Origin of the sequence: Lacticaseibacillus yichunensis, assembly GCF_003946405.1 — a bacterium.
GTDB lineage: Bacteria > Bacillota > Bacilli > Lactobacillales > Lactobacillaceae > Lacticaseibacillus > Lacticaseibacillus yichunensis.
This window is the reverse complement of sequence record NZ_RHOG01000006.1, coordinates 13621-38141: the sequence shown is the minus strand read 5'-3', so window position 1 is coordinate 38141 and position 24521 is coordinate 13621. Positions and strand designations below refer to the sequence as shown.

The 24521-nt window shown below is 54.1% G+C and carries 29 protein-coding genes and 1 tRNA gene; 21 read left to right on the top strand and 9 right to left on the bottom strand.

The window, feature by feature from the left end:
* Positions 1–326: 326 nt before the first annotated feature.
* The 5 genes from hrcA (at position 327) to lepA (ending at position 7317) form a co-directional block, all read left to right on the top strand.
* The gene (gene hrcA / locus EKM95_RS03160; RefSeq protein WP_125696390.1) at positions 327–1370 is read left to right on the top strand and encodes a heat-inducible transcriptional repressor HrcA; all 1044 of its coding nucleotides are present in this window, start codon (positions 327–329) and stop codon (positions 1368–1370) included.
* Between the two features lie 25 nt (positions 1371–1395).
* The gene (gene grpE, locus EKM95_RS03155) at positions 1396–2013 is read left to right on the top strand and encodes a nucleotide exchange factor GrpE (RefSeq protein WP_125696389.1); all 618 of its coding nucleotides are present in this window, start codon (positions 1396–1398) and stop codon (positions 2011–2013) included.
* A gap of 25 nt (positions 2014–2038) precedes the next feature.
* On the top strand, positions 2039–3904 hold the full coding sequence (dnaK, locus tag EKM95_RS03150) for a molecular chaperone DnaK (RefSeq protein ID WP_125696388.1): 1866 nt from the start codon (positions 2039–2041) through the stop codon (positions 3902–3904).
* Positions 3905–4023: 119 nt separating this feature from the next.
* Positions 4024–5169 (top strand): molecular chaperone DnaJ, encoded by a 1146-nt coding sequence (dnaJ, locus tag EKM95_RS03145; RefSeq protein WP_125696387.1) that lies wholly within the window; start codon positions 4024–4026, stop codon positions 5167–5169.
* Between the two features lie 309 nt (positions 5170–5478).
* Positions 5479–7317: a translation elongation factor 4 gene (gene lepA, locus EKM95_RS03140; RefSeq protein ID WP_125696386.1), complete on the top strand. Its 1839-nt coding sequence runs from the start codon at positions 5479–5481 to the stop codon at positions 7315–7317.
* Positions 7318–7368: 51 nt separating this feature from the next.
* Here lepA and EKM95_RS03135 read toward each other — a convergent pair whose 3' ends face one another.
* Together EKM95_RS03135 and EKM95_RS03130 are read right to left on the bottom strand one after the other, a co-directional pair.
* A complete protein-coding gene (locus tag EKM95_RS03135; protein ID WP_125696385.1) occupies positions 7369–7824 on the bottom strand; it encodes an ASCH domain-containing protein in 456 nt (151 codons plus the stop codon).
* A 63-nt stretch (positions 7825–7887) separates the two neighbouring features.
* The gene (locus EKM95_RS03130) at positions 7888–8214 is read right to left on the bottom strand and encodes a hypothetical protein (RefSeq protein ID WP_125696384.1); all 327 of its coding nucleotides are present in this window, start codon (positions 8212–8214) and stop codon (positions 7888–7890) included.
* A 385-nt stretch (positions 8215–8599) separates the two neighbouring features.
* Between EKM95_RS03130 and recJ the strand changes: the two genes are divergently transcribed.
* From recJ to EKM95_RS03110, 4 genes are read left to right on the top strand one after another with little or no spacing between them, the layout of a single operon-like run.
* Positions 8600–10864 (top strand): single-stranded-DNA-specific exonuclease RecJ, encoded by a 2265-nt coding sequence (gene recJ, locus EKM95_RS03125; protein WP_125696383.1) that lies wholly within the window; start codon positions 8600–8602, stop codon positions 10862–10864.
* Positions 10865–10884: 20 nt separating this feature from the next.
* A complete protein-coding gene (locus tag EKM95_RS03120; protein ID WP_125696382.1) occupies positions 10885–11412 on the top strand; it encodes an adenine phosphoribosyltransferase in 528 nt (175 codons plus the stop codon).
* Positions 11413–11430: 18 nt separating this feature from the next.
* A complete protein-coding gene (gene ybaK / locus EKM95_RS03115; RefSeq protein ID WP_125696381.1) occupies positions 11431–11943 on the top strand; it encodes a Cys-tRNA(Pro) deacylase in 513 nt (170 codons plus the stop codon).
* Positions 11943–12254 carry a DUF960 domain-containing protein gene (locus EKM95_RS03110; protein ID WP_125696380.1) on the top strand — a complete coding sequence of 104 codons (312 nt, stop codon included), beginning with the start codon at positions 11943–11945 and terminating at the stop codon, positions 12252–12254. The genes ybaK and EKM95_RS03110 overlap by 1 nt, the downstream gene beginning before the upstream one ends.
* Before the next feature lie 216 nt (positions 12255–12470).
* Here EKM95_RS03110 and EKM95_RS03105 read toward each other — a convergent pair whose 3' ends face one another.
* A complete protein-coding gene (locus EKM95_RS03105) occupies positions 12471–12884 on the bottom strand; it encodes a hypothetical protein (RefSeq protein ID WP_125696379.1) in 414 nt (137 codons plus the stop codon).
* 217 nt (positions 12885–13101) lie between these two features.
* Between EKM95_RS03105 and EKM95_RS03100 the strand changes: the two genes are divergently transcribed.
* Positions 13102–13716 carry a sugar O-acetyltransferase gene (locus EKM95_RS03100; protein WP_125696378.1) on the top strand — a complete coding sequence of 205 codons (615 nt, stop codon included), beginning with the start codon at positions 13102–13104 and terminating at the stop codon, positions 13714–13716.
* A 181-nt stretch (positions 13717–13897) separates the two neighbouring features.
* Here the strand turns inward: EKM95_RS03100 and EKM95_RS11605 are convergent, their stop codons facing one another.
* The 3 genes from EKM95_RS11605 to EKM95_RS03090 all read right to left on the bottom strand — a co-directional run bounded on the left by EKM95_RS11605 (position 13898) and on the right by EKM95_RS03090 (position 15914).
* Positions 13898–14071 (bottom strand): hypothetical protein, encoded by a 174-nt coding sequence (locus EKM95_RS11605; RefSeq protein ID WP_164510068.1) that lies wholly within the window; start codon positions 14069–14071, stop codon positions 13898–13900.
* 455 nt (positions 14072–14526) lie between these two features.
* Positions 14527–15285, bottom strand: coding sequence for a hypothetical protein (locus tag EKM95_RS03095; protein WP_125696377.1), 759 nt, complete (start codon positions 15283–15285; stop codon positions 14527–14529).
* Between the two features lie 107 nt (positions 15286–15392).
* Positions 15393–15914, bottom strand: coding sequence for a helix-turn-helix domain-containing protein (locus tag EKM95_RS03090; RefSeq protein ID WP_125696376.1), 522 nt, complete (start codon positions 15912–15914; stop codon positions 15393–15395).
* A 192-nt stretch (positions 15915–16106) separates the two neighbouring features.
* On the opposite strand from EKM95_RS03090, the gene EKM95_RS03085 reads away from it, so the two are divergent.
* The 3 genes from EKM95_RS03085 to EKM95_RS03075 all read left to right on the top strand — a co-directional run bounded on the left by EKM95_RS03085 (position 16107) and on the right by EKM95_RS03075 (position 18964).
* Positions 16107–16307, top strand: a complete 201-nt coding sequence (locus tag EKM95_RS03085; RefSeq protein ID WP_060417025.1) for a DUF3173 family protein — start codon at positions 16107–16109, stop codon at positions 16305–16307.
* 213 nt (positions 16308–16520) lie between these two features.
* Positions 16521–17747: a replication initiation factor domain-containing protein gene (locus EKM95_RS03080; RefSeq protein WP_125696374.1), complete on the top strand. Its 1227-nt coding sequence runs from the start codon at positions 16521–16523 to the stop codon at positions 17745–17747.
* Positions 17748–17845: 98 nt separating this feature from the next.
* Positions 17846–18964, top strand: coding sequence for a tyrosine-type recombinase/integrase (locus EKM95_RS03075; RefSeq protein WP_164510067.1), 1119 nt, complete (start codon positions 17846–17848; stop codon positions 18962–18964).
* 181 nt (positions 18965–19145) lie between these two features.
* Here EKM95_RS03075 and EKM95_RS03070 read toward each other — a convergent pair.
* A tRNA-Ser gene (locus tag EKM95_RS03070) sits at positions 19146–19233 on the bottom strand.
* A gap of 118 nt (positions 19234–19351) precedes the next feature.
* Between EKM95_RS03070 and EKM95_RS03065 the strand changes: the two genes are divergently transcribed.
* The 3 genes from EKM95_RS03065 to EKM95_RS03055 are packed head-to-tail and all read left to right on the top strand — an operon-like array spanning position 19352 to position 20315.
* Positions 19352–19729 carry a hypothetical protein gene (locus EKM95_RS03065; protein ID WP_125696372.1) on the top strand — a complete coding sequence of 126 codons (378 nt, stop codon included), beginning with the start codon at positions 19352–19354 and terminating at the stop codon, positions 19727–19729.
* The gene (locus EKM95_RS03060; protein ID WP_225423153.1) at positions 19726–19923 is read left to right on the top strand and encodes a hypothetical protein; all 198 of its coding nucleotides are present in this window, start codon (positions 19726–19728) and stop codon (positions 19921–19923) included. Before EKM95_RS03065 ends, EKM95_RS03060 begins: the two co-directional genes overlap by 4 nt.
* Positions 19923–20315, top strand: coding sequence for a DUF1093 domain-containing protein (locus EKM95_RS03055; protein WP_125696370.1), 393 nt, complete (start codon positions 19923–19925; stop codon positions 20313–20315). Before EKM95_RS03060 ends, EKM95_RS03055 begins: the two co-directional genes overlap by 1 nt.
* 108 nt (positions 20316–20423) lie before the next feature.
* Here EKM95_RS03055 and EKM95_RS03050 read toward each other — a convergent pair whose 3' ends face one another.
* On the bottom strand, positions 20424–20882 hold the full coding sequence (locus EKM95_RS03050; RefSeq protein ID WP_164510066.1) for a GNAT family N-acetyltransferase: 459 nt from the start codon (positions 20880–20882) through the stop codon (positions 20424–20426).
* Positions 20883–20895: 13 nt separating this feature from the next.
* On the bottom strand, positions 20896–21144 hold the full coding sequence (locus EKM95_RS03045; RefSeq protein ID WP_125696368.1) for a hypothetical protein: 249 nt from the start codon (positions 21142–21144) through the stop codon (positions 20896–20898).
* Positions 21145–21302: 158 nt separating this feature from the next.
* On the opposite strand from EKM95_RS03045, the gene EKM95_RS03040 reads away from it, so the two are divergent.
* The 5 genes from EKM95_RS03040 to EKM95_RS03020 are packed head-to-tail and all read left to right on the top strand — an operon-like array spanning position 21303 to position 24426.
* Positions 21303–21908 (top strand): DNA-3-methyladenine glycosylase, encoded by a 606-nt coding sequence (locus EKM95_RS03040; RefSeq protein ID WP_125696435.1) that lies wholly within the window; start codon positions 21303–21305, stop codon positions 21906–21908.
* Positions 21899–22405 (top strand): DUF3013 family protein, encoded by a 507-nt coding sequence (locus tag EKM95_RS03035; protein ID WP_379897170.1) that lies wholly within the window; start codon positions 21899–21901, stop codon positions 22403–22405. The genes EKM95_RS03040 and EKM95_RS03035 overlap by 10 nt, the downstream gene beginning before the upstream one ends.
* A 9-nt stretch (positions 22406–22414) precedes the next feature.
* Positions 22415–23362, top strand: a complete 948-nt coding sequence (gene prmA / locus EKM95_RS03030) for a 50S ribosomal protein L11 methyltransferase (protein ID WP_125696366.1) — start codon at positions 22415–22417, stop codon at positions 23360–23362.
* Between the two features lies 1 nt (position 23363).
* Positions 23364–24110 (top strand): 16S rRNA (uracil(1498)-N(3))-methyltransferase, encoded by a 747-nt coding sequence (locus tag EKM95_RS03025; RefSeq protein WP_125696365.1) that lies wholly within the window; start codon positions 23364–23366, stop codon positions 24108–24110.
* Entirely contained in the window at positions 24103–24426 is a 324-nt protein-coding gene (locus EKM95_RS03020) for a hypothetical protein (RefSeq protein ID WP_125696364.1), read from the top strand. The genes EKM95_RS03025 and EKM95_RS03020 overlap by 8 nt, the downstream gene beginning before the upstream one ends.
* Positions 24427–24521 lie beyond the last annotated feature (95 nt).

The window sequence follows — 24521 nt, the reverse complement described above, 5'->3', positions numbered from 1 at the left end:
TCGCCAGTCGCCAATCGCCAAAAGAGGAGAATCGAAGCCTGCTTCGGTTCTTTTTTCTATGCCAGAAACCGGGTGCACGAGCAAGAACAAAGACGACCAAATTCAGCAGCGAACCCAGTAACAACTCTATGCGTCAAGCGTGGCGCCGCGCTGTGATGGCGTCCTGTGCCCCCGGTCCTTTGATCCCTCGGTGACTGCCAAAAAATCTCCTCAGACTTTTGCCCGATTTAGCAAACGAGGGTTGACTATGCCAGAGGCGGTTGGTATATTAGTAATTGTATTAGCACTCATTGTTTTTGAGTGCTAAAAAAAGAGGTGGCAAGCAAATGTTGACGAAACGCCAATTGCTCGTCTTGAAGGAGATCATTCGACTGTTCACGGAAACGGGGCAGCCGGTCGGGTCGAAAACATTGATGACGGAACTGCCCATCCATGTCAGTTCGGCGACGATCCGCAACGATATGGCTGCCTTGGAAGAGCAGGGGTTGATCAATAAGACGCATAGTAGCTCAGGCCGAGTGCCATCGACCAAGGGCTATCGTTATTATCTGGATAATCTGGTTGAGCCGGCTGAGGCAACGCCTCGTGAACTAGCTGCGATTCAGCAGGGCTTTGGTGGTCATTTTTACAAGATCGATGAGATCGTGGCGCAAAGTGCACGCATCTTGTCTAATCTGACCAGCTACACGGCGATCAGCCTTGGCCCTGAAGTCTCAACGATCAAGTTGAACGGCTTTCGCTTGGTGCCACTTGGCAATCGGCAGGTGATGGCGATTCTCGTGACCAGTAATGGGAACGTTGAAAATCAGCTCTTCACCTTGCCGCCAAATGTGGCCTCGGAGGATATTGAAAAAGCGATTCGCATCATCAATGATCAGCTCGTGGGGATGCCCCTGAATCAGGTGGCAAACCGACTGGCGACCGATGTGCCGGCATTGCTTTTCAAATATCTATCCAGCGCGGATGGCTTTCTTGATATCTTCGGCAACGTGCTCCGCCAGGCTGCGGCCGAGCGGTTTTACGTTGGTGGGCGGCTGAACCTGATGGACTTTTTGGGCGACGCTGATGTCCCACAGTTGAAACAACTGTACTCATTGATCGATGATGAAAATGGGGATATCAATAAGCTACTTGGGCCAAACGATGAAGGCGGCGTGCATGTCCGCCTTGGCTCTGAGCTGACGCCTGATGTGCTGTCTAATCTAAGCCTGATCACCGCCAGTTATTCTGTCGGCGACCACGGCCGGGGCATGATTGCCTTGATTGGGCCGACCCAGATGCCTTATTCCAAGATGATCGGGCTGCTGGACACGTTCCGTTCAGAGCTGGCTAAGCGCCTGACGAGCTACTATTCGCATTTTGACCAATGACTGTTTTGAGATGAAGGAGGACACCATGACGGACAAAAAGACAGAGCCGCTGGACACCGGGCAACCGGATCCGGCGACGGCCAAGGAGAAGCCGGTCGACACCGACTCCCACGCGGCCAAAAAGTCGCTGAAGGACGAGATCGCCGATGAAATGAGCGCCGATCTCGACCAGCAGATCAAAGCGAGCGATGTCGATGTCACCAAGCTCCAGCAAGAGCGCGATGACTTTGAGGACAAGTACCTGCGCGCCGCCGCCGAGATCAGCAACATGAGCAATCGCTTCAAAAAAGAATCGGCCCAACTCGTCAAGTATGACGGGCAAAAGCTGGCAACAGCGGTGCTGCCGGTTCTTGATAACCTGGAGCGGGCGCTTTCGACCGATGTCAGTGATGATGGCGCTGCCTCGCTGAAAAAAGGCGTGGAAATGGTGCATACGCATCTGGCACAGGCGCTCAAAGACAATCATGTCGATGAGATCGACCTGGCGGCCGGGGACAAGTTTGACCCGACCATCGCCCAAGCGGTGCAGACCATCGCCTCTGACAAAGATCATCCGCAAGATACGGTCGCGCAGGTCCTGCAAAAGGGCTACCGCCTCAAAGATCGTGTCCTGCGTCCAGCCATGGTCGTTGTTGCAAACTAATTTTTGAAAAAGAAGGGATCTTAACATGAGCAAAGTTATCGGTATCGACTTAGGGACGACCAACTCCGCTGTCGCTGTGCTTGAAGGCGGCGACCCGAAGATCATCACTAATCCAGAAGGCAACCGCACCACGCCGTCTGTTGTTGCGTTCAAAGACGGAGAGATTCAGGTCGGTGAAGTGGCTAAGCGCCAGGCGATCACCAATCCTGATACGATCAGTTCCATCAAGCGTCATATGGGCGAGGCCGGCTACAAGGTCAAAGTTGGTGACAAGGAATACACCCCACAGGAGATCTCCGCGATGATTCTTCAGTACATGAAGAAGTTCTCCGAAGATTATCTGGGCGAACCCGTCACGGACGCCGTTATCACCGTGCCGGCTTACTTCAACGACTCCCAGCGTCAGGCGACCAAGGATGCCGGCAAGATCGCTGGTCTGAACGTTTCCCGGATTGTCAACGAACCGACCGCTTCCGCCTTGGCATACGGCCTGGACAAGAGCGACAAGGATGAAAAAGTCCTGGTCTATGACCTCGGCGGTGGGACCTTCGATGTTTCTATCTTGCAGCTTGGCGATGGCGTGTTTGAAGTGCTGTCCACCAACGGCGATACCCATCTTGGCGGCGATGATTTTGATAACAAGGTCATCGACTGGCTGGTTGCGGAATTCAAGAAGGACAACAACATCGACTTGTCTCAGGAAAAGATGGCGATGCAGCGCTTGAAGGATGCGGCTGAAAAAGCGAAGAAGGACCTGTCCGGTGTTTCCTCGACTCAGATCAGCTTGCCATTCATCTCTGCTGGTGCAAATGGCCCGCTGCATTTGGAGCGTACGTTGACCCGTGCCCAGTTCGAGCAAATGACTGCAGATCTGGTCGATGCGACCAAGATTCCTGTCGACAATGCGCTGCGTGATGCCAACCTGACCAACGCGGATATCGACAAAGTGATCTTGAACGGCGGCTCAACGCGTATTCCTGCTGTTCAAGAGGCTGTTAAGAAGTGGACTGGCAAGGAACCAGACCATTCGATCAACCCTGATGAAGCCGTTGCGCTTGGCGCCGCGATTCAAGGTGGGGTCATTTCCGGTGATGTGAAGGATATCGTGCTCTTGGATGTCACCCCGTTGTCTCTTGGCATCGAGACCATGGGCGGCGTGTTCACCAAGTTGATCGACCGCAACACCACGATTCCGACCAGCAAGAGCCAAGTCTTCTCGACGGCCGCTGATAACCAGCCAGCTGTTGATATTCACGTTCTGCAAGGCGAACGTCCAATGGCTGCGGATAACAAGACGCTTGGCCGCTTCCAGCTCACGGACATTCCGCCGGCACCACGGGGCGTTCCACAGGTCGAAGTTAAGTTTGATATCGACAAGAACGGCATCGTGCAGGTCTCTGCCAAGGATCTTGGCACCGGCAAGTCCCAAAACATCACGATCAAGAGTTCATCAGGTCTGTCCGACGATGAGATCGATCGCATGATGAAGGAAGCCAAGGAAAACGAGACGGCTGATACCCAGCGTAAGGAAGAGGCTGACCTGAAGAATGACGTCGATCAGTTGATCTTCCAGACTGACAAGACCTTGAAGGATCTGAAGGGCAAAGTCTCTGACGATGAGATCAAGAAGGCGCAAGACGCGGAAGACGCCCTCAAGAAGGCCCAACAGGAAAATAACCTCGAGGACATGAAGGCCAAGCGCGATGATCTGAATAAGATCGTGCAGGATCTGACCGTCAAGTTGTATGAGCAGGCGCAAAAAGAGCAACAGGCTCAACAAGCCAATGGCGACGCTCAGGGCGCAGACCAAGCCGGTAGCCAAAATAATGAAGGCGGCAAGGGTGATGGCCCGATCGATGGCGAATACAAGGACGTCAACGACAACAAGTGATCGTCCAGCTCTCGCAAAAAAGCCGAAGCTGCGCACATGCGGCTTTGGCTTTTTCGCTTGATTATGTTATTCTGGTTAGGCTTTTGGGGATGGCGACCCCCGAGCATTAGGAGGCAACAATGGCAGAGCAGAAAGATTACTACGACATTCTGGGCGTCAGCCGCGATGCGGATGACGACACCATCCGGAAGGCCTTCCGCCAACTTTCGAAGAAATATCATCCGGATATCAATCATGAAGCCGGTGCGGAGCAAAAATTCAAGGATATCAATGAGGCCTATCAGGTCTTGTCCGATGCGCAAAAACGCGCGGCCTATGACCAATATGGCTCCGCAGATGGCCCACAAGGCTTTGGCGGCGGCCAAGGCTTCTCTGGGTTCAGCAATGGCGGCGGTTTTGGTGGCGGCGGCTTTGATGACATCTTCAGTCAGTTCTTTGGCGGCGGCACCACGCAGCAGCGGCCCAATGCCCCACGACAAGGCGCAGACCTGCAGTATCGCATGGATCTGACCTTCGAAGAGGCGGTGTTTGGCAAGGAGACCAAGATTTCCTATGATCGGGAAGCCCAATGTCAGACTTGCGGCGGCAGTGGCGCAAAGCCTGGGACCAGCCCAGTGACCTGTTCGAAGTGTCACGGGACTGGCTACATTGAAGTGCAGCGGAACACCCCACTTGGCGCGATGATGACGCGTCAGGTCTGCGATGTCTGCAACGGCACTGGCAAAGAGATCAAGGAAAAATGCCCGACGTGCCACGGCACCGGCCATCAAAACGAACGCCACACGATCGACGTCAAAGTCGACGCGGGAATCGAAGATGGGCAGCAAATGGTTCTTCGCGGGGCAGGAGAAGCCGGCAGCAACAGCGGCTCATACGGCGATCTTTACATCGTCTTCCGGGTGGCCCCAAGCAACAAATTTGAACGCGATGGCTCGACCATCTACTTCAAGTTGCCGATCAGTTTTGCCCAGGCGGCCCTCGGCGATCAGATCAAGGTCGATACGGTCCATGGTCCAGTCGAGATGAAAATTCCGGCTGGCACGCAGACGAATACCCAGTTCCGTTTGCGCGGCAAAGGGGCACCGAAGTTCCGGCAGAATTCAACAGGCGATCAGATCGTCACCGTGACGGTCAACACCCCGAAGAATCTCAACCAAAAACAAAAGGACGCGCTGATGGCGTTTGCGGCCGCAAGCGGCGAAGACGTGACCCCACATGAAGGGTCCCTGTTCGACAAAGTCCGCGATGCGTTTAAAGGTAAGTAAAACTGGAAGGACCTGGCACAGATGCTGTCAGGTCCTTTTTCATTCCAATCGCAAGCCTCAACCGCCCAGGCCGAACTACCTGTCCACCCCTAAACGCTCGGCTCCGCACCCTTCACAGTTGGGCTCCGCGGGGTAGGTCTGAGGCATCTAGTCGACCTGGATACTCGTGGGCAAGGTGCGCCCCCAAGCACCCAGGCCGCACTAGCTGCTCAGACCTGAACGCCCCGCTTCGCACCCTTCCTTTTATTTGTCCCGATGCGTTGTGGTTGCTATAATAGGAAGAAGCATTCAACAGAAAGAGGCAAGGGAATGGACAAACAGGAACTCCTGGAACGGCAAAAACACATCCGCAATTTTTCCATTGTGGCGCATATCGATCACGGGAAGTCGACGCTGGCTGATCGAATCTTGGAAATGACCGATACGATCGCCATGCGCGATATGCAGGCGCAGGTGCTGGATGACATGCCGCTGGAGCGCGAGCGCGGCATTACCATCAAGCTCAACGCGGTGGAGCTTCATTACCATGCCAATGATGGCGAGGATTATATTTTTCACCTGATCGACACGCCGGGGCACGTCGATTTTTCCTATGAGGTCAGCCGCAGTCTTGCCGCTTGTGAAGGGGCGCTGCTGTTGGTCGATGCGGCGCAGGGGGTCGAGGCGCAGACGCTTGCCAACGTCTATCTTGCGCTGGATGATGACCTCGAGATCGTGCCGATCATCAACAAGGTCGACTTGCCATCCGCCCAGCCGGATGTGGTCAAAGAGGAGATCGAGGAAATGATCGGCCTGGACGCCTCGGACGCCATCTTGGCGAGCGCGAAAACAGGGCTCGGGGTGCCTGAGGTGTTGGCGCGCATTGTTTCCGATATTCCGGCCCCAAGTGGCGATATCGACGCACCGCTGCAGGCCCTGATCTTTGATTCCGTGTACGACTCCTATCGCGGTGTGGTCCTGGCTGTTCGCATCAAAGAGGGGATGGTGCGCCCCGGCGACACCATTCAGCTGATGAGCAATGGCAAAACATTTGAAGTGACCGAAGTCGGCGTGATGTCCCCCAAGGCCGTTCAGAAGGAGTTTCTGATGGTGGGGGATGTCGGCTACATCACCGCGGCCATCAAGACGATTCAGGATACTCGGGTCGGCGATACGGTGACGCTGGCCAACAACCCGGCCAAGGAAGCGCTCAAAGGCTTTCGGAAGATCACGCCGATGGTCTACTCCGGGCTGTTTCCTGTCGACAACGCAAAGTTCAACGACCTGCGTGAGGCGCTGGAAAAATTGCAACTGAATGATGCGGCGCTAGAGTTTGAACCGGAGACCTCACAGGCCCTGGGTTTTGGGTTCCGCGTCGGCTTCCTGGGCCTTCTGCACATGGACGTGGTGCAAGAGCGCCTCGAGCGCGACTATGACCTGGATCTGATCATGACCGCCCCGAGCGTGGATTACCAAGTCGATCTGACGGATGGTACGACCATCGAGATCGACAATCCGGCCGAGCTGCCGGAACCCAGCGCGATCAAGGACATCAAGGAGCCTTACGTGAAGGCCAGCATCATGGTGCCAAACGATTACGTCGGGGCCGTGATGGAGATCGCCCAGCGCAAACGCGGGGAATTCGTGACAATGGATTACCTCGACAAATACCGCGTCAATGTGATCTACAACCTGCCGCTGTCAGAGATCATCTACGACTTTTTCGACGACCTGAAGAGCTCGACGAAGGGGTACGCGAGTCTGGATTATGAGATCACCGGCTATCGCGAAAGCAAGCTGGTCAAGATGGATATCCTGCTCAACGGCGATGCGGTCGATGCGCTGAGCACGATCGTTCATCAGGACTTCGCCTTCGACCGCGGTCGGGCGATCGTGGCATCTTTGAAGCAGACGATTCCGCGCCAGCAGTTCGAGATTCCGATTCAGGCGGCGATCGGCACGAAGATCATCGCCCGGAGCACGGTCAAGGCTTACCGGAAAAATGTGCTGGCGAAGTGCTACGGCGGCGATATCACCCGAAAACGCAAATTGCTGGAGAAACAAAAGGCCGGCAAGAAGCGAATGAAGGCGGTCGGCTCCGTCGAAGTGCCGCAAGAGGCCTTCATGAGCATCCTCAAGATGAATGAGGATGACACGAAGGGCAAATAAAGTGTAAAAAAACCAGGTGTCCGTCCGTCTATCGGCGAGCACCTGGTTTTTTTATAGTGGATAAACAACTTTGAATGTCTCGAGCACGACATTGTCGCTTGCCGGATCAAAATGGCCCCCAGCTTCGGCGGCCTCGGCGGCGAAAAAAGCCTCGTGCACCGTGCGCCAAGCCGCGAGCGTTTTCGGCTGTTCTCCTTCCCGGGCGGCGTGTTCGGCGCTGACGGCCATGAACGGGACGATCTCGACCCGCGTGGTCAAGGTGAGGGCGACCGGGGTGCCGTGACTGTCGACCACAACATCGTATGCGCCTTCAGCGGGGAGCGGGTCGTGATCTTGCAGATAACCGGAAAACCGGCTGGACGTCGCTGTTTTTTCGCCAGTTGCCACCAGCCGGGCAAGCGTGTCGGACTGAGCCGGCGCGCCAAGGGAATACGCGGAGCTCAACTTGCATCCAGCAGGCACGGCGCCAGCTTCGATCGCGTCGTTGAAAAATTCGGTAGGGGTCATTCGTGCGTCTCCTTTATTGGCCAACAAAAAAGCGGATGCTGCCACCCGCTGTCTTGTCGTAAATTAGAAGGTCACCTTATCCGCAGCGGACAGGGTGTCTTTCATGATGGTCAGGTTCAAGTGGGCGGCCAACGCCTGCTTAGCATCGTCGCGGGACTCGATTTTGTCCATGTTCCAGATGATGTTCTTGATCTCGCCACCTTGGAAGTCGAATGGCTCAACATAGATGTAGCCGGCTTCGGCGTTACCTTCACGGGCCTTGGTCAACGCGCTTGCGATCTCGCGCGCAGTCTCAAGGGAGGCCATTTCGGGAACTTCTTTTTCGGTGACAAAATTGTTGGCGTTCATGGCTTCATCGGCCTTGGCGACAATCTCTTCAGATACTGCCATATTGATCTCTCCAATCTGTGATATCAGTCGGATGATAAGGCTGAAAAAACTTACTTTAGCATTATAACACGATTTGTGGCCCATTGGCGGGGAATGCGCAACTCGATATTAGTAATATTGGGACACTGTTTGAGATGAACCAGGCGAGTTCGCAGCGCTCCAACTGTCACCATCCCGCGGGCCTCCGCACCCTTTCGCAGTTGGGCTCCGGCCCGCATGGTGGAAGCATCTAAGCGTCTCATGCACTCGGTGGCAAGAAGCGCCACCAAGCACCTGAGCCGACTTAGCTGTTCCACCATCCCGCGGGCCTCCGCACCCTTATAATTTCCCCCGGCATCCCCGTGTTTTCTTTGCTATACTTGGTCAGTTAGAAAGGACGATGGCGATGGCGACTTTTGATTGGCAATTGCAGGCACGACCCGCAGACGCAGTGAACCAGCTGGCGGCAGACTTAGCGGTCCCGCCTTTTTTAGCGCGACTGTTGCTTGAACGCGGCATCACGACGAAGGAGGCGCTAGATAATTTTTGCAATCCGGATGTGGGCCGGCTGAATGATCCGCTGCTGCTGCATGACATGGATAAGGCCGTCGCCCGCATCACTCAGGCAATCGAGCGCGGCGAGAAGATCACGATCTACGGCGATTATGACGTGGATGGGTTGACCGCGTCGAGCATCATGCTGGAGACCCTGCAAAGCATCGGCGCCGAGCCCGAGGTCTTCATTCCGGATCGCTTCACGGATGGCTATGGCCCAAACCAGGACGTCTACGATTATTTGCAAAAAACAGGGACGCAACTGGTCATCACGGTGGATAACGGCGTTGGTGGGGCAGCTGTGATCGATAAGGCGATGGCGAGCGGCATGGACGTGGTTGTCACGGATCACCACGAACTGCCGGCTGTTTTGCCCAAGGCGGTCGCGGTGGTGCATCCTCGCCATCCAGACGGCCATTATCCGTTCGGCGACCTGTCAGGGGCGGGTGTCGCATTCAAAGTCGCGACCGCGCTACTGGGGGAGCCGCCACTTGAAAGCATCGACCTCGCTGCCCTGGGGACGATTGCCGACCTGGTGGGCATGACGGATGAAAATCGGGTGATCGTGCAGCTCGGGTTGCGCATGATCCGCAGCCAGCCGCGCATCGGCTTAGCGGCGCTGCTTCAGGCATCCGGCATTGATGCCAAGACCGTGGATGAGACGTCGGTCAGCTTTGGCATCGCCCCACGCCTCAATGCGCTGGGCCGGCTGGGGGAGGCCAAGCCTGGGGTGACGCTGCTCACGACTTTTGACGAAGATGAAGCCGCGGCGCTGGCCCACACGGTCAACGAATTGAACACTCAGCGGCAGGCGCTGGTCAAACAGATCGCCGATGAAGCTCTGGCGATGGCGACCACGCCCGCCAATCAGCAGGCGAAAACGCTGGTGTTGGCCAAGGCCGGCTGGCATGAAGGGGTGCTCGGCATCGTCGCCAGCCATGTTGTTGAGGAAACCGGCAAGCCGACTTTGGTCTTGAATATTCAGGAAGATGGGAAAACTGCGAAGGGCTCCGGCCGCTCGATCGAGGCCTATCATCTCTTCAATGCACTGAATGCGGCCAAGGACGAGATGACGCATTTTGGCGGGCATCATATGGCGGTCGGATTGACAGTGCCCGTTGCCAATCTGCCTGCGCTCCATGAGGCGATGGAGCAGGCCGGCGCCACGACCCTCACAGATGTGCCGCGCCCAACCCTGACGCTTGCTGGTCAAGTGGATGCGCGTGACCTGACGCTTGCCAATTATCAACTGATCCGCCAGCTCGCCCCCTATGGCCCAGGAAATGAGGAGCCAGTGTTCAGTTTTTTGCCCCATCAACTCGGTGACATTCGCCAACTGGGCAAAACAGGCGCGCATCTGAAGTTTCAAGCAGATGGGCTCAATGTGATCGCATTTGGCCGCGGGCAAGATGCCAGTGCGCTGAGTCACGCGGACCAGGCAAAATTGGCGGTGTGTCTGGGCCAAAACACGTGGCAGGGCAACACGACCTTGCAGCTTCAGCTCAAGGACTGGCAGTTGTCGGCGCCCAGCGTGATCGACATGCGCTTGCCCAAGCCTAGTGGCGAGCAGTTTCGCGGGGCGTATACTTATGTCTTTTTTGACGCCAAGCATAAACAGACATTAACGAGTCAATATTTCTTCGGTGGGCCGGTCGTGATGGCCCAGGATGTGACCGCGCCGCTGGCTAATGCGGTGCTGGTGGACCTGCCAGACACGGATCAGCAGCTTGCAACTTTAGCCGCCAACCTGACAGCCCCAGTGCGGGTGATCTTCACTGCGCCGGCCGCCGAGCTCGTGGCCCTGCCAACGCGTGAGGAATTCGGCCGCGTGCTGAGGTTCTTGCAAGGCCACCCAGGTTTTGATAAGCACCATTTGCCGGCGCTGGCACGTGAGGTCCATTTGACTGTCCAGCAGGTGATCTTCGCCGTTCAGGTGTTTTTTGAGCTTGGATTTGTTACAATTGAGGGTGCGCTGATCACGGTGGTGGCGGCGCCCGCCCGCCGCGCGTTGAATACAGCGACCGTGTATCAAGCGCGCGAGGCCTTTTTGGCGTTAGCGCAGCACCTGCAGACAGATGATCGCGCGAGCCTGGCGAAACGGCTTCTGCTTGAATAACGAATGTGAGGAAGATTTATATGAGCATCAATTTTAAGGATTATGTAGCCAGTGTTGATAATTTTCCAGAGCCAGGTATCGTGTTCCGCGATATCTCGCCGCTGATGGCTGATGGCAAGGCGTATGCCGCCGCGACCGATGAGATCGCCGCTTATGCCAAGGACAAGGGCGTCGAAATGATCGTCGGCCCCGAAGCGCGTGGGTTCATTGTCGGCTGTCCCGTGGCGTATAAGCTCGGCGTTGGATTCGCCCCGGCGCGGAAAAAGGGCAAGCTGCCGCGCCCGACTGTCAGCGCCTCTTACGACCTTGAGTATGGTCAGGCGACCTTGTATCTGCATGAGGATGCCATCAAGCCGGGCCAGCGCGTGTTGGTGTGCGATGACCTCCTGGCAACAGGCGGCACGATCGCAGCGACCATTGAGCTTGTTGAAAAACTCGGTGGCATTGTCGTCGGCACCGCATTTTTGATCGAACTGTCGGATCTGCACGGCCGCGACCGGATCAAAGATCATGACATGTTCACGCTGATGAGTTATACTGGCGCATAACCAGAGGGAGGTCTGCAAATGGCCAAACACAAAAAAGAAGACAAGACACTTGTCGAAAAGATGCTCGATAAGGCGAAGATCGCCTATGTCCCATATGAATTTCCCACTCATGAGGCGGGGGATGTCGCCCAGCTATCGGTTGATCATATCGGCGTTGATGAGCACCGCATTTACAAGACGCTTGTGCTGACTGGCAACAAGACCGGTCCCGTTGTCGGGGTCGTGCCACTTGATCGCCACATCGCCTATAAAAAGTTGGCCGCCGTTTCCGGCAACAAAAAAGTTGGCATGGTGCCGCTCAAGGATCTGGTGAAGACCACGGGCTACGAGCATGGCGCCAACACGCCGATCGGGATCCATGCCCGGCATAACTATCCGATCTATCTGGGCATCGAGGCTCAAGATGAAGCGGAGATCATCGTTTCGGCTGGCAAGATCGGCCGCTCTGTCGGGTTAGCCCCGGCGGATCTACTGACGGTCTGCGACGCTCAGTTCGCCGATTTCACGGCGCTTGAAGAGGAGGATGCCTGATGTTTTCACGAGATGAAGCACGGTTTGCCACTTATGGCGTGATTGCCAACCTGCCAGGGGAGATCATCGACAGCGTGTGGATGATCATTGATCAGAATCTGCAAGGGGTCCTGCCACTGGGGAATTTGCTCCGGTTTGACCTGCTGAATTCAGACGGCCAGCTGACCATCGGCTTTTCGGAAGAAGGGCAAGACACGCAGATGGCCTTTGACTTGGACTTCACCTATGACGACAGCTTCCCGGACACGGTAATGGCTTACGACGATGGTGAAAATCAGACGATTCTGTTGCCCGAAGAGACCAATCGTTAATGGGGCAAAACAAATAGCCGCGACGCATTTTTTACAGTGCGTTGCGGCTATTTTTTTTGTTGGCATTTGGTACGGGACAGCGGCGGGGGGACTCCCTTGCCGTGGGCTAACGGCAGACGCATCAGTGGCGCATGCAGCTGAGACTGGTCGGCGCATTTGCGTGCAGGCTCGCGTTCGTTTTCCCTGGTGACGGACCAAAATGGACCATAGTAAGTGTTAAAGCACTGCCTGCGGTTCGATGCGAGCGAATGCCTCGTTGATCTCGGCGCGGGCTTGCTGCTGCTCTTCGACCCCTTGTTCAAAGCGGGGATGCTCGACGCCGTTGTCGTGAATCGCAGACAGCGTCATCAAGATCCCAGCGCGGATATCTTCCAATCCGCTGATCAAGGCCTGGTTGAATGCAGCATAGCCGCGCGGCGCCTGGAGCTTTTCGCACTGGGCGACAAATCGGTTGAAGCGCAGCACGTTCTTGCTGTAGTAATCCCGCAGCCGGGCCAGGCTTTCACTTGCGTAGCAGTTCCCCTTTTCGATGTTACGGCAGGTGTGAACGTATTCCTTGAAGACTGTCTCATAGACCAAAAGCCGTTCGAGTTGCTGATTAACAGATGCGACATATTCATCGGTGCTCATAGGAAAGCCTCCTTGCTCAACTATTAACTTACTCACCTAGCCTAACACTCGAAAAACTAATTATCAATATAATTTAAACGCAATAGTTAAAAATCGTTGGTTATTTATTTTAGCCATTTATGACAGCTGTCATGTGGCGTGCTCACGCGAATGAGGTATCATGAAAAAGACAAACAGACGCTGATTTTTCGCGCCTGAAATTAGAGGAGGCCCATGAATGACCGAAACTGAATACGACCGGATGACCGCGGGTAAACTATATTATTCGCCAGACAAAGACCTGGTGGCGCGGCGTGCGGCGACGCGCAAACTCGTGACTGCTTATAATCAGACAGACGATGGGGCAGGGCAAAAAGCGCTGCTGGATCAGCTGATCGATTGCCCGAGCCATGACGCTTATATTGAACCAACGATCCGGATGGACTACGCGAAGAATATTCATATTGGCAAACAATTTTATGCCAATTACGACTGCATCTTTTTGGACGTGGCGCCGATCACGATTGGGGACAACGTGATGTTCGCGCCGCGGGTCGGCGTGTATACCGCTGGCCACCCGATCAGTTACGACGTGCGCGAACGCGACCTTGAATATGGCCATCCGATCACGATCGGAAGCCATGTCTGGGTCGGCGGGGATGTCACGATCTGCCCCGGGGTCACGATCGGCAGCGATGTGGTGATCGGCGCGGGGAGTGTCGTCACCCATGACATCCCGGACCATGTGATCGCGGTGGGCAACCCAGCGCGCGTGCTGCGAAAAATCGATGACACAACGCGCGCGACTTGGGCGGCGGAGGAAGCTGCTTATCATCGGGAAACGGGGCGGTAGTGTTAACAGTGAACGCAAAAACGCGGAATGCCTGTGGTGGGCGTTCCGCGTTTTCAGTTGTCCCTAGGAAAAGTATATGACTGCTACCGTATGAAACCTGTGGTGTGGCTTCTCAAAGGTCTATTGCTCAAGATGGCCCCAAAGGTGGTTACTCGTCGCACGGACCAAGCGCTCTCGAAATTCATGCATCTGCCAACAACCGCATGGCAAGAGCGACGTGTTCGTCCTTTAGCAGCTGGTCTATAATTTTTTCGAACTGTGCATTGTTCTGTTGGTAAAATGTTGGCTCATACTTTGAATTATCTTCCAGTCTCGCCAGCAGATCGGCACTTATTTTTGTTTCAATGTTTGGCATGATTTGGCCTCCTCATGATTTTTCTATTGAGTACGTTCGCTCGGTCTTTTGGTCTCAATCCTAAGCGTCATTAAAATAAGTTGAGAGCGATGCCCTTTTTGTGCACTCCAGTATCGAATTCACTCTAAATCAGTCGAAAACAAAAACCCGAAAACGCTGATTTAACGGCATTTCCGGGTCCAACTAAACTCTGAAAAAGGCACTGAAAGGAGAGTACAGGATTTGAACCTGCGCGCCGGTGTTACCGGTTCGACGGATTTCGAGTTGTAATCTGACGGCTTGGATGGCGTCGGATTGCTGATTTAACGGCATTCTTGGTGCGATTGGAACGATTGAAATCGGCTGAATTTGGATGAAGTGGTACTGAATTGGCACGCAAATATACTTGGTTGGTCGTCACTGGTTGGCGGCCTTTTTGTTATAAAGAAATATCATACTTTACCAATTTGACAGAGTCACTTATATAAGTGGTAGTACTGAACTGATGTTGCTGGATCTATTTGTACTGCCTTATTTTCGTTTCCAGACTCATCGGTGACAATTAAGGCAGCCGGTTGATCTACGTAATGATAGTGCGCATGCATTGCTAGTCCGTCCATATTAAAGTCAATACCATCGTTGAAGTTGCCAGTGTACTGACTTGTTGATACATGTTCGGGTTCATCGGAAGTGGTCATCGCAATGGTTTTGGTTTTTTCGTTAATTAAGTAAATAACCGTGTAGTCTTGAAATTTAACCTGATATGACGTGGTATAATTCTTGGCCACTGCTTCAATTTTCGCCTGATCTGCTTGTGATGATGCACTTGCAGAAGACTCTGATGCTTTCGCTGCACTTTCACTAGAAGATGATGCAGCCTTCTGACTAGACATTTTAGCAGCGTTCGGTTTTACCGTAACTGATTTTGTTTTTTTATCGTCATCGCTTTTAGCTGTAATCTTAATCGTCGAAGATTCGTCCTCCGATGACAGCTCGTATTTTAGTGAAAAATTCCCTTTTTCATCTGATGTCGTGCTGTCCCCAATAATTCCTAGGCCAATCTTTACGTCTGTATCAGGCAATGTCTTTCCTTTAATCGTAACATTCCCACCAGTGTCAGCTTCGATAGATGTCGGAACATCTAAAAATAATGCTTTTTCCTCACTACAGCCGGTCAGCATAAACAAACTTCCCACTAACAAGAGCCCACCCAAAATTCCCAAAAACTTCTTCAAATGTCTCAACCCACTTTCTTTTTTGCCTCTATTTGTCACTATTATACCAGCTGAACTTACGGAGCAAAATAGATGTCCCACTATAAACAAGTTAAACGTACAAGAATCTAACGATTAGCATCATTCATCATTGCGTCACGAGTTTCCTTTTCCATCTTGTCGAGGTAGTCGGTCACGTAACGCCGGTCCAGTAGGTGCGCAACTTCACGAAAATGGTCGTTAGTCCACATGTACATCTGAATGATTTGATCTAGAGTAGCACGCTCCAGCTTCTCATCTCCGGCTTTGCGGGCGAGTTCTGCTTCTGCAAACATCTTCTGAACCATTTCGACGTGATCGACCAAACCGTTAACGGAATGGTCTTGGTGTTCGAGCTTCTCTGACTGCCAGCTGCGCCAGTCCGCATCATTGAGATACAAGTCGTTGGGCGTCACTTGCAACGCCTCACATAACTGCATAATCGCTTTAGCGGACGGTGCAGAGATCGCCCGCTCAAACTTAGACACACTTTGCTCGATGCTGCCCATCGCATCAGCAAGGTCTTTTTGCGTCATGCCGCGTTCCATACGAATACGGCGTATATTTCTAGCGAGCTTCTTGTCGATACCTTCTTCGCTTTTTCCAAACATGGGTTGATTTCTCCTTTGTGTGGCCTTACTTGAAGCTTAATGAAACCTATTGAAAGTGTCAAGACATAATTAAACGAAACCTGTTTGTAATTTACCTAAAGAGGTTGATAAGTCTCTTGGAGGATGATATGATTCAGCCATAGCAGATTATAAACCCATACCTGTTAAATGCAAACCAAAAGAGGTGATTACATGTTAGTCGACAAGAAGATGCTTATGCAGCTTGGCTTTTCCGGTTACAAAGCCGGACAGATTATCCATCAATGCAAACTAAACTTAGTCGCAGACGGTCACTGCTTCTATGCAAACCGCAAGTGCGGTCAAGTCCCACTCCACGCTATCGTCAGTCTGTTAGGCTTCAATCCATTTGAAGATCTGGCAATGGTCACGTAACACCACGCCGCCGCGCGCGGCGTGCAGCGCGAAAGCCGCTAGCGCGAGCGGCGGCGGTCGGCGTTAGCCGGCCGCCCAAGCCCCCGTATTCTAACAGGGGGGCACAAAATGACAACAACAATCCGAAACGAGGCAGAAAACACAGGCGATTCACCGCTATGCACGGCAATCGGCTGTTCGCGGACGGCGAAATCAGAGCACACGAGGTGAGCAATGGACAAAACAATGATGAATGGCCGTGATCATACTGGACACGGCTGGTTGGTGGAATTTCGCCAACAGATGACTGATGCCGGTATCAGTCAAACGCAACTTGCGGCGCAATTAGGCATGACGCGCTCCTATGTCAATCGGCTGTTAAATGGACGCGCTACGTTAACCGAAGAAATACAACGACGCCTAGGCCACGCGCTCCTTGGCCTGACCAATCGTGATTCGATGTTTATCTTAGTCGATTACGTGCGGGTGCGGTTCAATACGCAAGACGCCGAGTATGTGTTCAAGAAGCTGTTTCCAATGAACAGGGACTTCTTCTCCTTAACTGAAAAGGCATTTTATGGGTTCGACTACACGATTCAGCGTGGCGATATTTCAATCATGAGTACCCGCGTGGGCGGCCCGAATGCCTATCTGGGAACAATGATTGAGATGCACGGCTCTGGTTGCCGTCAACTAGAAGCAGTGCTTGTCCGAGATGGGCTAACTTGGTTCGACTTTTTTCAGGCCTGCGATGACCTAACTGGGATCTACAAACGGGTTGACTTCGCCATCAATGATACCGTCGGGATTATCGACATTCCCCACCTGATTCAAAAAGTCGAAAAAGAAGAACTAGTGAGCTTGTTCAAGAGTAAAGGCGCAATCGAAACCATTAAGAAAGGCCGCGTCGGAAAAACCGTTCAATTCGGTTCACCACAAAGTTTGGTGCAAATGATTGGCTATCAAAAGGACATCGAGCAATATTTCAAAAACAAAATCGACTATCCAGAGGATTCTCCAATCCTCAACCGGTTTGAAGTCCGACTTCGCGACCAGCGTGCTCAAAAAGCCATGAAGGAACTGCTGGCCTGCCAAGACGCCGAAACGGTCGTCTTCGGGATCATCAACCATTACTTGCGGGTCGTAACGCCACAAGGCTCAAAGAAATTAGCCGATTGTCCACTAGATCCAGACTGGCAAACTTTTATCGGCGATAACCGTAATCGCTTGAAACTAGCAATGCGGCCAGAACCAATCACGATGGACAGCGTGCTGAACTGGCTGACCAAGCAAGTCGCGCCCAGTCTGAAAATGGTTCAGCAAGTCGATTCACTCAATGGTACTGACATGATCGCGGATATGATTAACGAGGCTGAATTATCGCCGCAACAGAAGACGTTACTCAAGGAGGTATTTGAACAGGCGCAACATGAAGACGAAAAAAAACAAAGCAACGAATGAACGTGATTGCACGCACCCGATACTTTGCCCTAGACAAGCCAAGTATATCATGGTCAACGACCAAAGCAAGCGTGCCTTCAATTATTTGGAGGTATGAAATGAGCATTACCCAAGCACCTAATGGCACCTATGTTGTCAGTGTCTCGTTTGGCACTGATCCCGTCACCGGCAGGCGCCGCCGCAAAAAGAAACAAGGCATTCATTCAATGGCGGCTGCCCGCGAAGTTGAAAAGGAGATGATGCGCACTAGCGTCGACCGACTGTTCAATCAAGAAACAGTCACCTTCGACGAATTATTCGAGCGGTACGTGAACCGCGTTAAGATCCATATTAAGCCGTCCTACTTGCAGTCACAACGCGCCGTGTACAAGCGCTATATCCAGACATTCTTCGTCAATGCCGATATTAAGCGCCTGACTAGCGAGCATATACGCGACTTTCAAGAATGGCTCACCGAAGAACGCGATTTGAGCAACAACACCAACAACAAGACCTTGATTGAGTTGAAGCTGATTCTCGACGTTGCCGTTGAGGAGAAAGTGATTGTCGAAAATCCTTGTATTGGCGTGAAGAAGCTCAAAATCGAACGCAAGAAAATGGAATTCTACACGCCTGATGAATTTCACGCGTTTACCGAGCTGATTCACCTGCCAGAGGAATTCGACTGGTATGTGTTGTTCTCACTACTGTTCTTCTCTGGCCTGCGGGTCGGCGAACTTTGCGCGCTAGACTGGTCGGATCTCGACTTCAAACGCAAAGAGCTGACTGTCAGCAAATCTGTGTTCCGACGCGGCGGCGTGGATATCATTACGCCACCAAAGTCTAAGGCCAGCAACCGCCGCATCAGCCTCAACCAAGGCATGATCGCCTTGCTCCTGCAATGGCGTGAACAGCAACAAGAACTCTTTAAGTACGACTTAGCCCTCGACTGGAGCGAAGATACGCCAATGTTCCAAGCAACGCTGATACGCCGCAACAAGCATACGATCCGCATGCGCTACAAACGTATCTGCAAGCGCGATCCCATGATGAAGCAAATTCGTATTCACGACTTCCGGCACTCGCACGTTGCCTTGTTGATCGACCAAGAAACAGAGTACACGATCATCAAGGAACGACTGGGGCATGCCAGCATCGTCACCACGATTGACACTTACGGGCATCTTTTCCCCAACAAGCAACGCGAAACGGCCGATGCCCTCGACAAATTCTTCTAAGAGAAAGGTCTGATCACATGAAATTCCGAACACGTTTGCCGCCAAAACCGGCGGTCTGATTTTTCGAACTGGTACTGCACTGGTACTGGAAGGCCGATTCCGACCCGAACAAGCGTTTGAAAGCAACAAAAAACCGCAACCTAGAAAGGCTGCGGAACTCTGTCATATCAACGTTTTATGAAGGAGAGTACAGGATTTGAACCTGCGCGCCGGTATTAGCCGGTTCGACGGATTTCGAGTCCGTTGCATTACCACTCTGCCAACTCTCCAGAACGTTTACCAGTATAGCAAATCATTATTATTTTGCAAAGGGGGCTGAAGAGATTTGTTTTCGCCGCGTAACTCTGTATACTTATGTTATTCATTAAAGACATAGGAAGTGCGAACGTGAAACTCTCGCTGGTAAAACTCCCCGCGCTTTATGGCTTCATGTATGCGGTATTCATCACAGGCGTCATGGTGGCGGCGGCGCTGTCGCTTGTCGTTCAACATCAATTTTCCCTGCCGGCATGCGGCGACCTGCTTTTCACCTGGACCTTGCAGTGGTGGTGGCTCAACCTGGTCGGCGCGGCGCTTCATGTGCTCAGTTACGCGAAATCCCTGACGTCGAAAATGGGCATGGTCGCCAACACGCTGGGTGTCTGCGTCTACATCGCGTATGCGTTGATTCCCAATTACAGCCCAGTAATCCTGGTCGTGCACCTGCTCGCACTGGCGCTGTTGATGCGCAGCACGCGACGCCGGTTGGTGAGCGTGGAAGGGTGAAAAATAAAATGTGGTTCAATAAAAATAAAAGCAATGACGTCGATCCGACCACGTATGATTTTGCCAAAATGGTCAAGGTCGCGCGCGAAAGTGATCCAAGTTTGTTTCACCGCTTCCAGACCGCGTTTAAGCAGTCGGCCGCCAGACACGATCCGCGCGATGGGGCACAACCGAAAGACAAGGAGAAACGATAATGAAAAAAATTGCTGGGCTCATCGCGGTGATTCTCATCGCTGCCCTCGGATTTGTCGGGTACCGCTACTGGGACACCACCTATCACAGCCATGACGCATACGCGGTGGTGACGGAAGGCGTCAAGGAAAAATCGAAGACGGCCAAGGGCACCGATTATAAGGTCAACGGGAAGCAATATTACATGATCAAATATACCTTCGACTTTTACGACGCCTCGGGCAACAAGACCACGCTGTCCTATGATGGCCCGGAAAGTGCCGACCCAACACCGCTCACGCCGGGCACCTATGTCCGCGCGAAGATCTCACAAAAACGGGTGACAAATGGCCCATGGACGATCAGCGAAGGCGACGTCCCAGCCAAAGCCCTCAGCGCGATCAAAAATCAGTAAGCGAGCCACAAAATAATTGATAAGACACGAAAGGCCAGTGCACACGCATGCGGAAATTACAGCGTGTGCACTGGCCCTTTTTTGTCGGATGATCAGGCAATCAGGATGTCACCCCAATTTTTTCGCCAACAGTCGCATCGGCCGGTCAAAAATGTCTTTGCCCACGCCGATCTGCTTGAAGCCGCGATGCTCGTACAGCCCCGTATGTTGGGTGACGATGTACAGCGCCGTCGCACCACCGGCTTGAGCGCGCTGTTCCGCCAGGCCGACGAGGGTCATGCTCAGGCCCTGGCCGCGAAAAGCAGGGTCCACATAAACAGAGGACACAAACGGCGCGTAGTCAGTGTCCAGCACGATGTCTTGGTCAACCAAGGCGCAAAAGCCGATCAATGCGTCATTCTGTAGCAATAGAATGACGCATTCCGTTTTTTTCAAGCCGGCCCCGGCAAGCAGCTTCGCCAAATGGGGGCCGGCTTGCCAGTGGACCTTATTCAAAAGCGTTGTCGCCCAGGTCACCAGGGCGGGCTTTTGCCGCAGCAGTTTTGCGGTCAGAACCACGGTTTCCATGCGGCTCGCCAGCTTACGGTTCTTCCGGCGTTTTGAGCAGCCCGTCATCCGCCAGCTTGGCCAGCACGCGATACACGAGTTCTTCGGCGTAGTTGCGGTTTTCCGCCATCAAGTAGGCGTATTGCTCCGCCGCGGACGGATTCGGGGTGCCTTTTTCCCAGGTCTTGACCCGGTCTTGAACCTTGTCGTCGGTGTACAGCTCCGAGGTGAGTTGATCCGCCGCATCTGAGATCAGATGACGCAATGCATTATTTTCAGCCATGATGTTCCTCCTGCCCGCAGGCGTCTTTTTACCTATTATAGTGATCTTTTGGGCAAAGGACTAGTTTCAACCCCTGGGAAAAATTCGGCTACGCCGGCCGCCATCGCGAAATCCGCTTTTCCTGGCCCGGCGCATAGGCTATGATAGAAATTGTGAAAATGACGGTCGAAAATCAATTGCGGAATCAACCGACGATCACGTCGGCGAGGGACCTGCTGGGCTGTGTGCTGACGGTGGGCGCTTGCTCCGGGTTGATCGTGGAAACAGAGGCTTACCTTGGCGAAGGCGATCGCGCGGCGCACGCATTTGGAGGACGGCGCACCCCGCGGAATCTAGCGCTGTATGACACGGCAGGCACGGTGTATGTCTATCAGATGCGGCAGTATTGCCTCCTGAACCTGGTGACTCAAGCTGAAGAGGTGCCGCAATGCGTGCTGATACGCGCCGTTGAGCCGCTGACCGGCCTGGATCTCATGGCCCAGCGGCGCGGGGTGAGCGGGCCGGCGCTGACTAATGGGCCAGGGAAATTGTGCCAGGCGTTGGCCCTCACGCGCGCAGACAACGCGACGCGACTCAATCGCGGCCGGCTGTGTTTGAGCCTGATGCCGGCGCGCCTGCCGCAAACGATCGGCGTGGCGCCACGCATCGGGGTGCCCAACAAAGGTGAGGCGACAAGCGCACCCCTAAGATTTTTTGTGACAGGCAATCAATATGTATCGGATATGAAACGAGCGTTGGTCGACCAACGAGGAGGATGGCAATGAGCGAAACAGAAAACATGCTGGATTATATCGGCGACAAAATGGATGCCTTGGACTTTGACGGGGACCTGGATCTGAACTGGGACAAAGAAGCACATGTGATCGAAGTGGAGCTGACGATGTACGTGGAGGCCAAGGAAGGCTACGAAGTGGAGGACCAAGACGGCCAAACACTTGAAGACGGCGACGAAGTGGATTACGCCGACGCGATTCTGTTTTACGACCAGACCCGCATGAACGGGCAAGACTACGCGGACAATTACCTGGCTGTCGTGCCATTTGAAGGCAAAAAAGGCATCAGTCAGGCCGCGGTTGTCGCGCTGTTCGATCAGCTTCAGACGCTACTTGATGACGGCGAAAGCGACTTGCTGGACTTTGTCGATGGCACCAGCGACGCCGAAACATTTTCTCTGCAATTCGACAATGCGGCCTACCAGGCAGCAGTCGAGGCGCAGCCGGAAGCGGCGAAGCAGACGTTTTACCCGTACCCAAAGTATTAGGAGGCGCGCATGGCTTGGTTGATGGTTCATGTCACAACGAGCACTGAAGCGGTCGACGCGGTCGCCAACATGCTGCTTGAGCGCGGCGCAGAAGGCGTGCAGATCGAAGATAGCGCCGATTTTCGCCAGCCGCTCGTCACAGGCGCCGGCGAGCCGATCGACCCTGCGTTCATTCCGCATCTGACAGAGGGCGCGCGGGTCACCGGCTATTTCAGCGACCAGCTCGACGCCACGGCGCTTCAAACTGACGTGATGGCGCAAGTGGCCCTGCTGCCGAGCTTTGGGCTGGCCAAGGGGGCCGGGACGGTGACGACGGCGCTGCTGGCCGATGCCACTTGGGCCAACACGTGGAAACAATATTATCGCCCGCTGCGCCTGACGCGGTTTTTGACCGTCGTGCCTGAGCGGCTGGATTATCAGCCGGCGTGTTCGGATGAAAAATTGATCCGGCTCGACCCCGACCAGGCATTTGGTACTGGCAGTCATCCCACCACGGCACTGATCTTGGGCCTTTTGGAACAGACCCTGCGCGGTGGGGAAGACGTGCTGGATGTCGGCACGGGCTCTGGTATTTTGGCCATTGCCGCGCGGATGCTGGGGGCCAAGCACGTTTTGGCCACCGACATCGACGACAAGGCGGTTGCCAATGCGCAGGCAAACATCGCGCTGAATGATCTGACAGACATCGATGTGGTCGTCGCGGATGGCTTGACGGCCACCATGCCGCAAGCGAATCTGGTGCTCGCCAACATTTTGGCTGAGGTTCTAGTGCCGCTGATTCCGCAGGTGCCGGCTGTGCTTAAACCAGATGGGAAGCTCCTGCTGTCGGGCATTTTCCACGACAAGGTGGCGGTGATCACGCAGGCCCTGCATCAGGCGGGGATGCAGGTGATGACCTTGCAGCAGGCCGGCGACTGGACCGCGCTTGTCGCCCAGCGTATTCCCAAGGAGGGCTGACATGCGGCGATTTTTTGTGACGCAGGCGTTGCCTGTTGAGACGACGCTGACGCTGCCCAGTGAGGTGGCGGATCATGCGATCAAGGTGCTGCGGATGCAGGTCGGTGACGCGCTTGAACTCGCGGATGGCCAAGGGGCGGTGGTCCGTGCGACGATCGTGGATGTGACGCCGCTGACGGTGCACATTGACGAAGTGGTCCCCGGACAAGTAGAATTGCCTTTAAGTGTTCACTTGTTTTGTGGCCTGCCCAAGGGCGACAAGGCTGAGTGGATCGTGCAAAAAGCCACCGAGCTCGGGGCCAGCGCCATCACCTTTTTCCCAAGCACCTGGGCGACGGCAAAATGGCCGGATGCTAAGGTCGAACGGAAGCTGGCGCGGCTGATCGCGATCGCACAAGGCGCCGCGGAACAGAGTCACCGGGCGTTGGTGCCAGCGGTGACTTATGCCGCGGGACTGGCCGAGGTGGCGGCGGCCACAGAAGCCGCTAAGCTGGTGGCGTATGAAGAAAGTGCCAAGACAGGGGAACGCGCAGTGCTCGCGGCAACGCTAGCCACGCACCCTCAGTCGCTGGCAGTCGTCTTCGGGCCAGAAGGTGGGCTGACACCGGCGGAAGTGGCCACCCTTGGCAAAGCCGGTTTTCTCGCTGCGGGGCTTGGACCGCGCATTTTACGCACCGAAACGGCGCCGCTTTATCTGCTGAGCGCCGTTTCGGCATTGACTGAATTACAGGGAGCGTCTGATGAGTAAATTCGTGAATTGGTGCAAGTCGCCCAGCGGCCTGCTTGTTTTGTTAAGTGTTCTGACCACCGTGATCTTGCCGTGGCCGTTTCGCTGGCTCCATATCAGCGTGCCGGAGCGCGTCTTTGTGCTCTTTATTTTGATCGACATGAGCCTGGCGCTGTGGATCGGCCGCACGATCAAGAAACATCATCTGAAACTCTGGTGGGTGCTGCTCATGCCAGTTTTGTTTGCTGGCATGGTCTTTTGGCGCTTTGCCCAGTACGATTACTGGTTTGCCGGCATCTATCTGGTTCTGAGCCTGCTTGCTTGGCTGAAGGACTAGCTTTTTTGGCAGATTTCAGTATAATTTAGCTATCTGAAACCGACGGGAAGGGGCACGCAGACGAACGCGTGCTTTTCTTGTATCAGGGGGGTCAA

Excerpts from the sequence above, each read along its gene's own strand:
- hrcA (WP_125696390.1), top strand. The coding sequence starts at position 327 with ATGTTGACGAAACGCCAATTGCTCGTCTTGAAGGAGATCATTCGACTG.
- grpE (WP_125696389.1), top strand. The coding sequence starts at position 1,396 with ATGACGGACAAAAAGACAGAGCCGCTGGACACCGGGCAACCGGATCCG.
- dnaK (WP_125696388.1), top strand. The coding sequence starts at position 2,039 with ATGAGCAAAGTTATCGGTATCGACTTAGGGACGACCAACTCCGCTGTC.
- dnaJ (WP_125696387.1), top strand. The coding sequence starts at position 4,024 with ATGGCAGAGCAGAAAGATTACTACGACATTCTGGGCGTCAGCCGCGAT.
- lepA (WP_125696386.1), top strand. The coding sequence starts at position 5,479 with ATGGACAAACAGGAACTCCTGGAACGGCAAAAACACATCCGCAATTTT.
- EKM95_RS03135 (WP_125696385.1), bottom strand. The coding sequence starts at position 7,824 with ATGACCCCTACCGAATTTTTCAACGACGCGATCGAAGCTGGCGCCGTG.
- EKM95_RS03130 (WP_125696384.1), bottom strand. The coding sequence starts at position 8,214 with ATGGCAGTATCTGAAGAGATTGTCGCCAAGGCCGATGAAGCCATGAAC.
- recJ (WP_125696383.1), top strand. The coding sequence starts at position 8,600 with ATGGCGACTTTTGATTGGCAATTGCAGGCACGACCCGCAGACGCAGTG.
- EKM95_RS03120 (WP_125696382.1), top strand. The coding sequence starts at position 10,885 with ATGAGCATCAATTTTAAGGATTATGTAGCCAGTGTTGATAATTTTCCA.
- ybaK (WP_125696381.1), top strand. The coding sequence starts at position 11,431 with ATGGCCAAACACAAAAAAGAAGACAAGACACTTGTCGAAAAGATGCTC.
- EKM95_RS03110 (WP_125696380.1), top strand. The coding sequence starts at position 11,943 with ATGTTTTCACGAGATGAAGCACGGTTTGCCACTTATGGCGTGATTGCC.
- EKM95_RS03105 (WP_125696379.1), bottom strand. The coding sequence starts at position 12,884 with ATGAGCACCGATGAATATGTCGCATCTGTTAATCAGCAACTCGAACGG.
- EKM95_RS03100 (WP_125696378.1), top strand. The coding sequence starts at position 13,102 with ATGACCGAAACTGAATACGACCGGATGACCGCGGGTAAACTATATTAT.
- EKM95_RS11605 (WP_164510068.1), bottom strand. The coding sequence starts at position 14,071 with ATGCCAAACATTGAAACAAAAATAAGTGCCGATCTGCTGGCGAGACTG.
- EKM95_RS03090 (WP_125696376.1), bottom strand. The coding sequence starts at position 15,914 with ATGTTTGGAAAAAGCGAAGAAGGTATCGACAAGAAGCTCGCTAGAAAT.
- EKM95_RS03085 (WP_060417025.1), top strand. The coding sequence starts at position 16,107 with ATGTTAGTCGACAAGAAGATGCTTATGCAGCTTGGCTTTTCCGGTTAC.
- EKM95_RS03080 (WP_125696374.1), top strand. The coding sequence starts at position 16,521 with ATGGACAAAACAATGATGAATGGCCGTGATCATACTGGACACGGCTGG.
- EKM95_RS03075 (WP_164510067.1), top strand. The coding sequence starts at position 17,846 with ATGAGCATTACCCAAGCACCTAATGGCACCTATGTTGTCAGTGTCTCG.
- EKM95_RS03055 (WP_125696370.1), top strand. The coding sequence starts at position 19,923 with ATGAAAAAAATTGCTGGGCTCATCGCGGTGATTCTCATCGCTGCCCTC.
- EKM95_RS03050 (WP_164510066.1), bottom strand. The coding sequence starts at position 20,882 with ATGGAAACCGTGGTTCTGACCGCAAAACTGCTGCGGCAAAAGCCCGCC.
- EKM95_RS03045 (WP_125696368.1), bottom strand. The coding sequence starts at position 21,144 with ATGGCTGAAAATAATGCATTGCGTCATCTGATCTCAGATGCGGCGGAT.
- EKM95_RS03040 (WP_125696435.1), top strand. The coding sequence starts at position 21,303 with ATGACGGTCGAAAATCAATTGCGGAATCAACCGACGATCACGTCGGCG.
- EKM95_RS03035 (WP_379897170.1), top strand. The coding sequence starts at position 21,899 with ATGGCAATGAGCGAAACAGAAAACATGCTGGATTATATCGGCGACAAA.
- prmA (WP_125696366.1), top strand. The coding sequence starts at position 22,415 with ATGGCTTGGTTGATGGTTCATGTCACAACGAGCACTGAAGCGGTCGAC.
- EKM95_RS03025 (WP_125696365.1), top strand. The coding sequence starts at position 23,364 with ATGCGGCGATTTTTTGTGACGCAGGCGTTGCCTGTTGAGACGACGCTG.
- EKM95_RS03020 (WP_125696364.1), top strand. The coding sequence starts at position 24,103 with ATGAGTAAATTCGTGAATTGGTGCAAGTCGCCCAGCGGCCTGCTTGTT.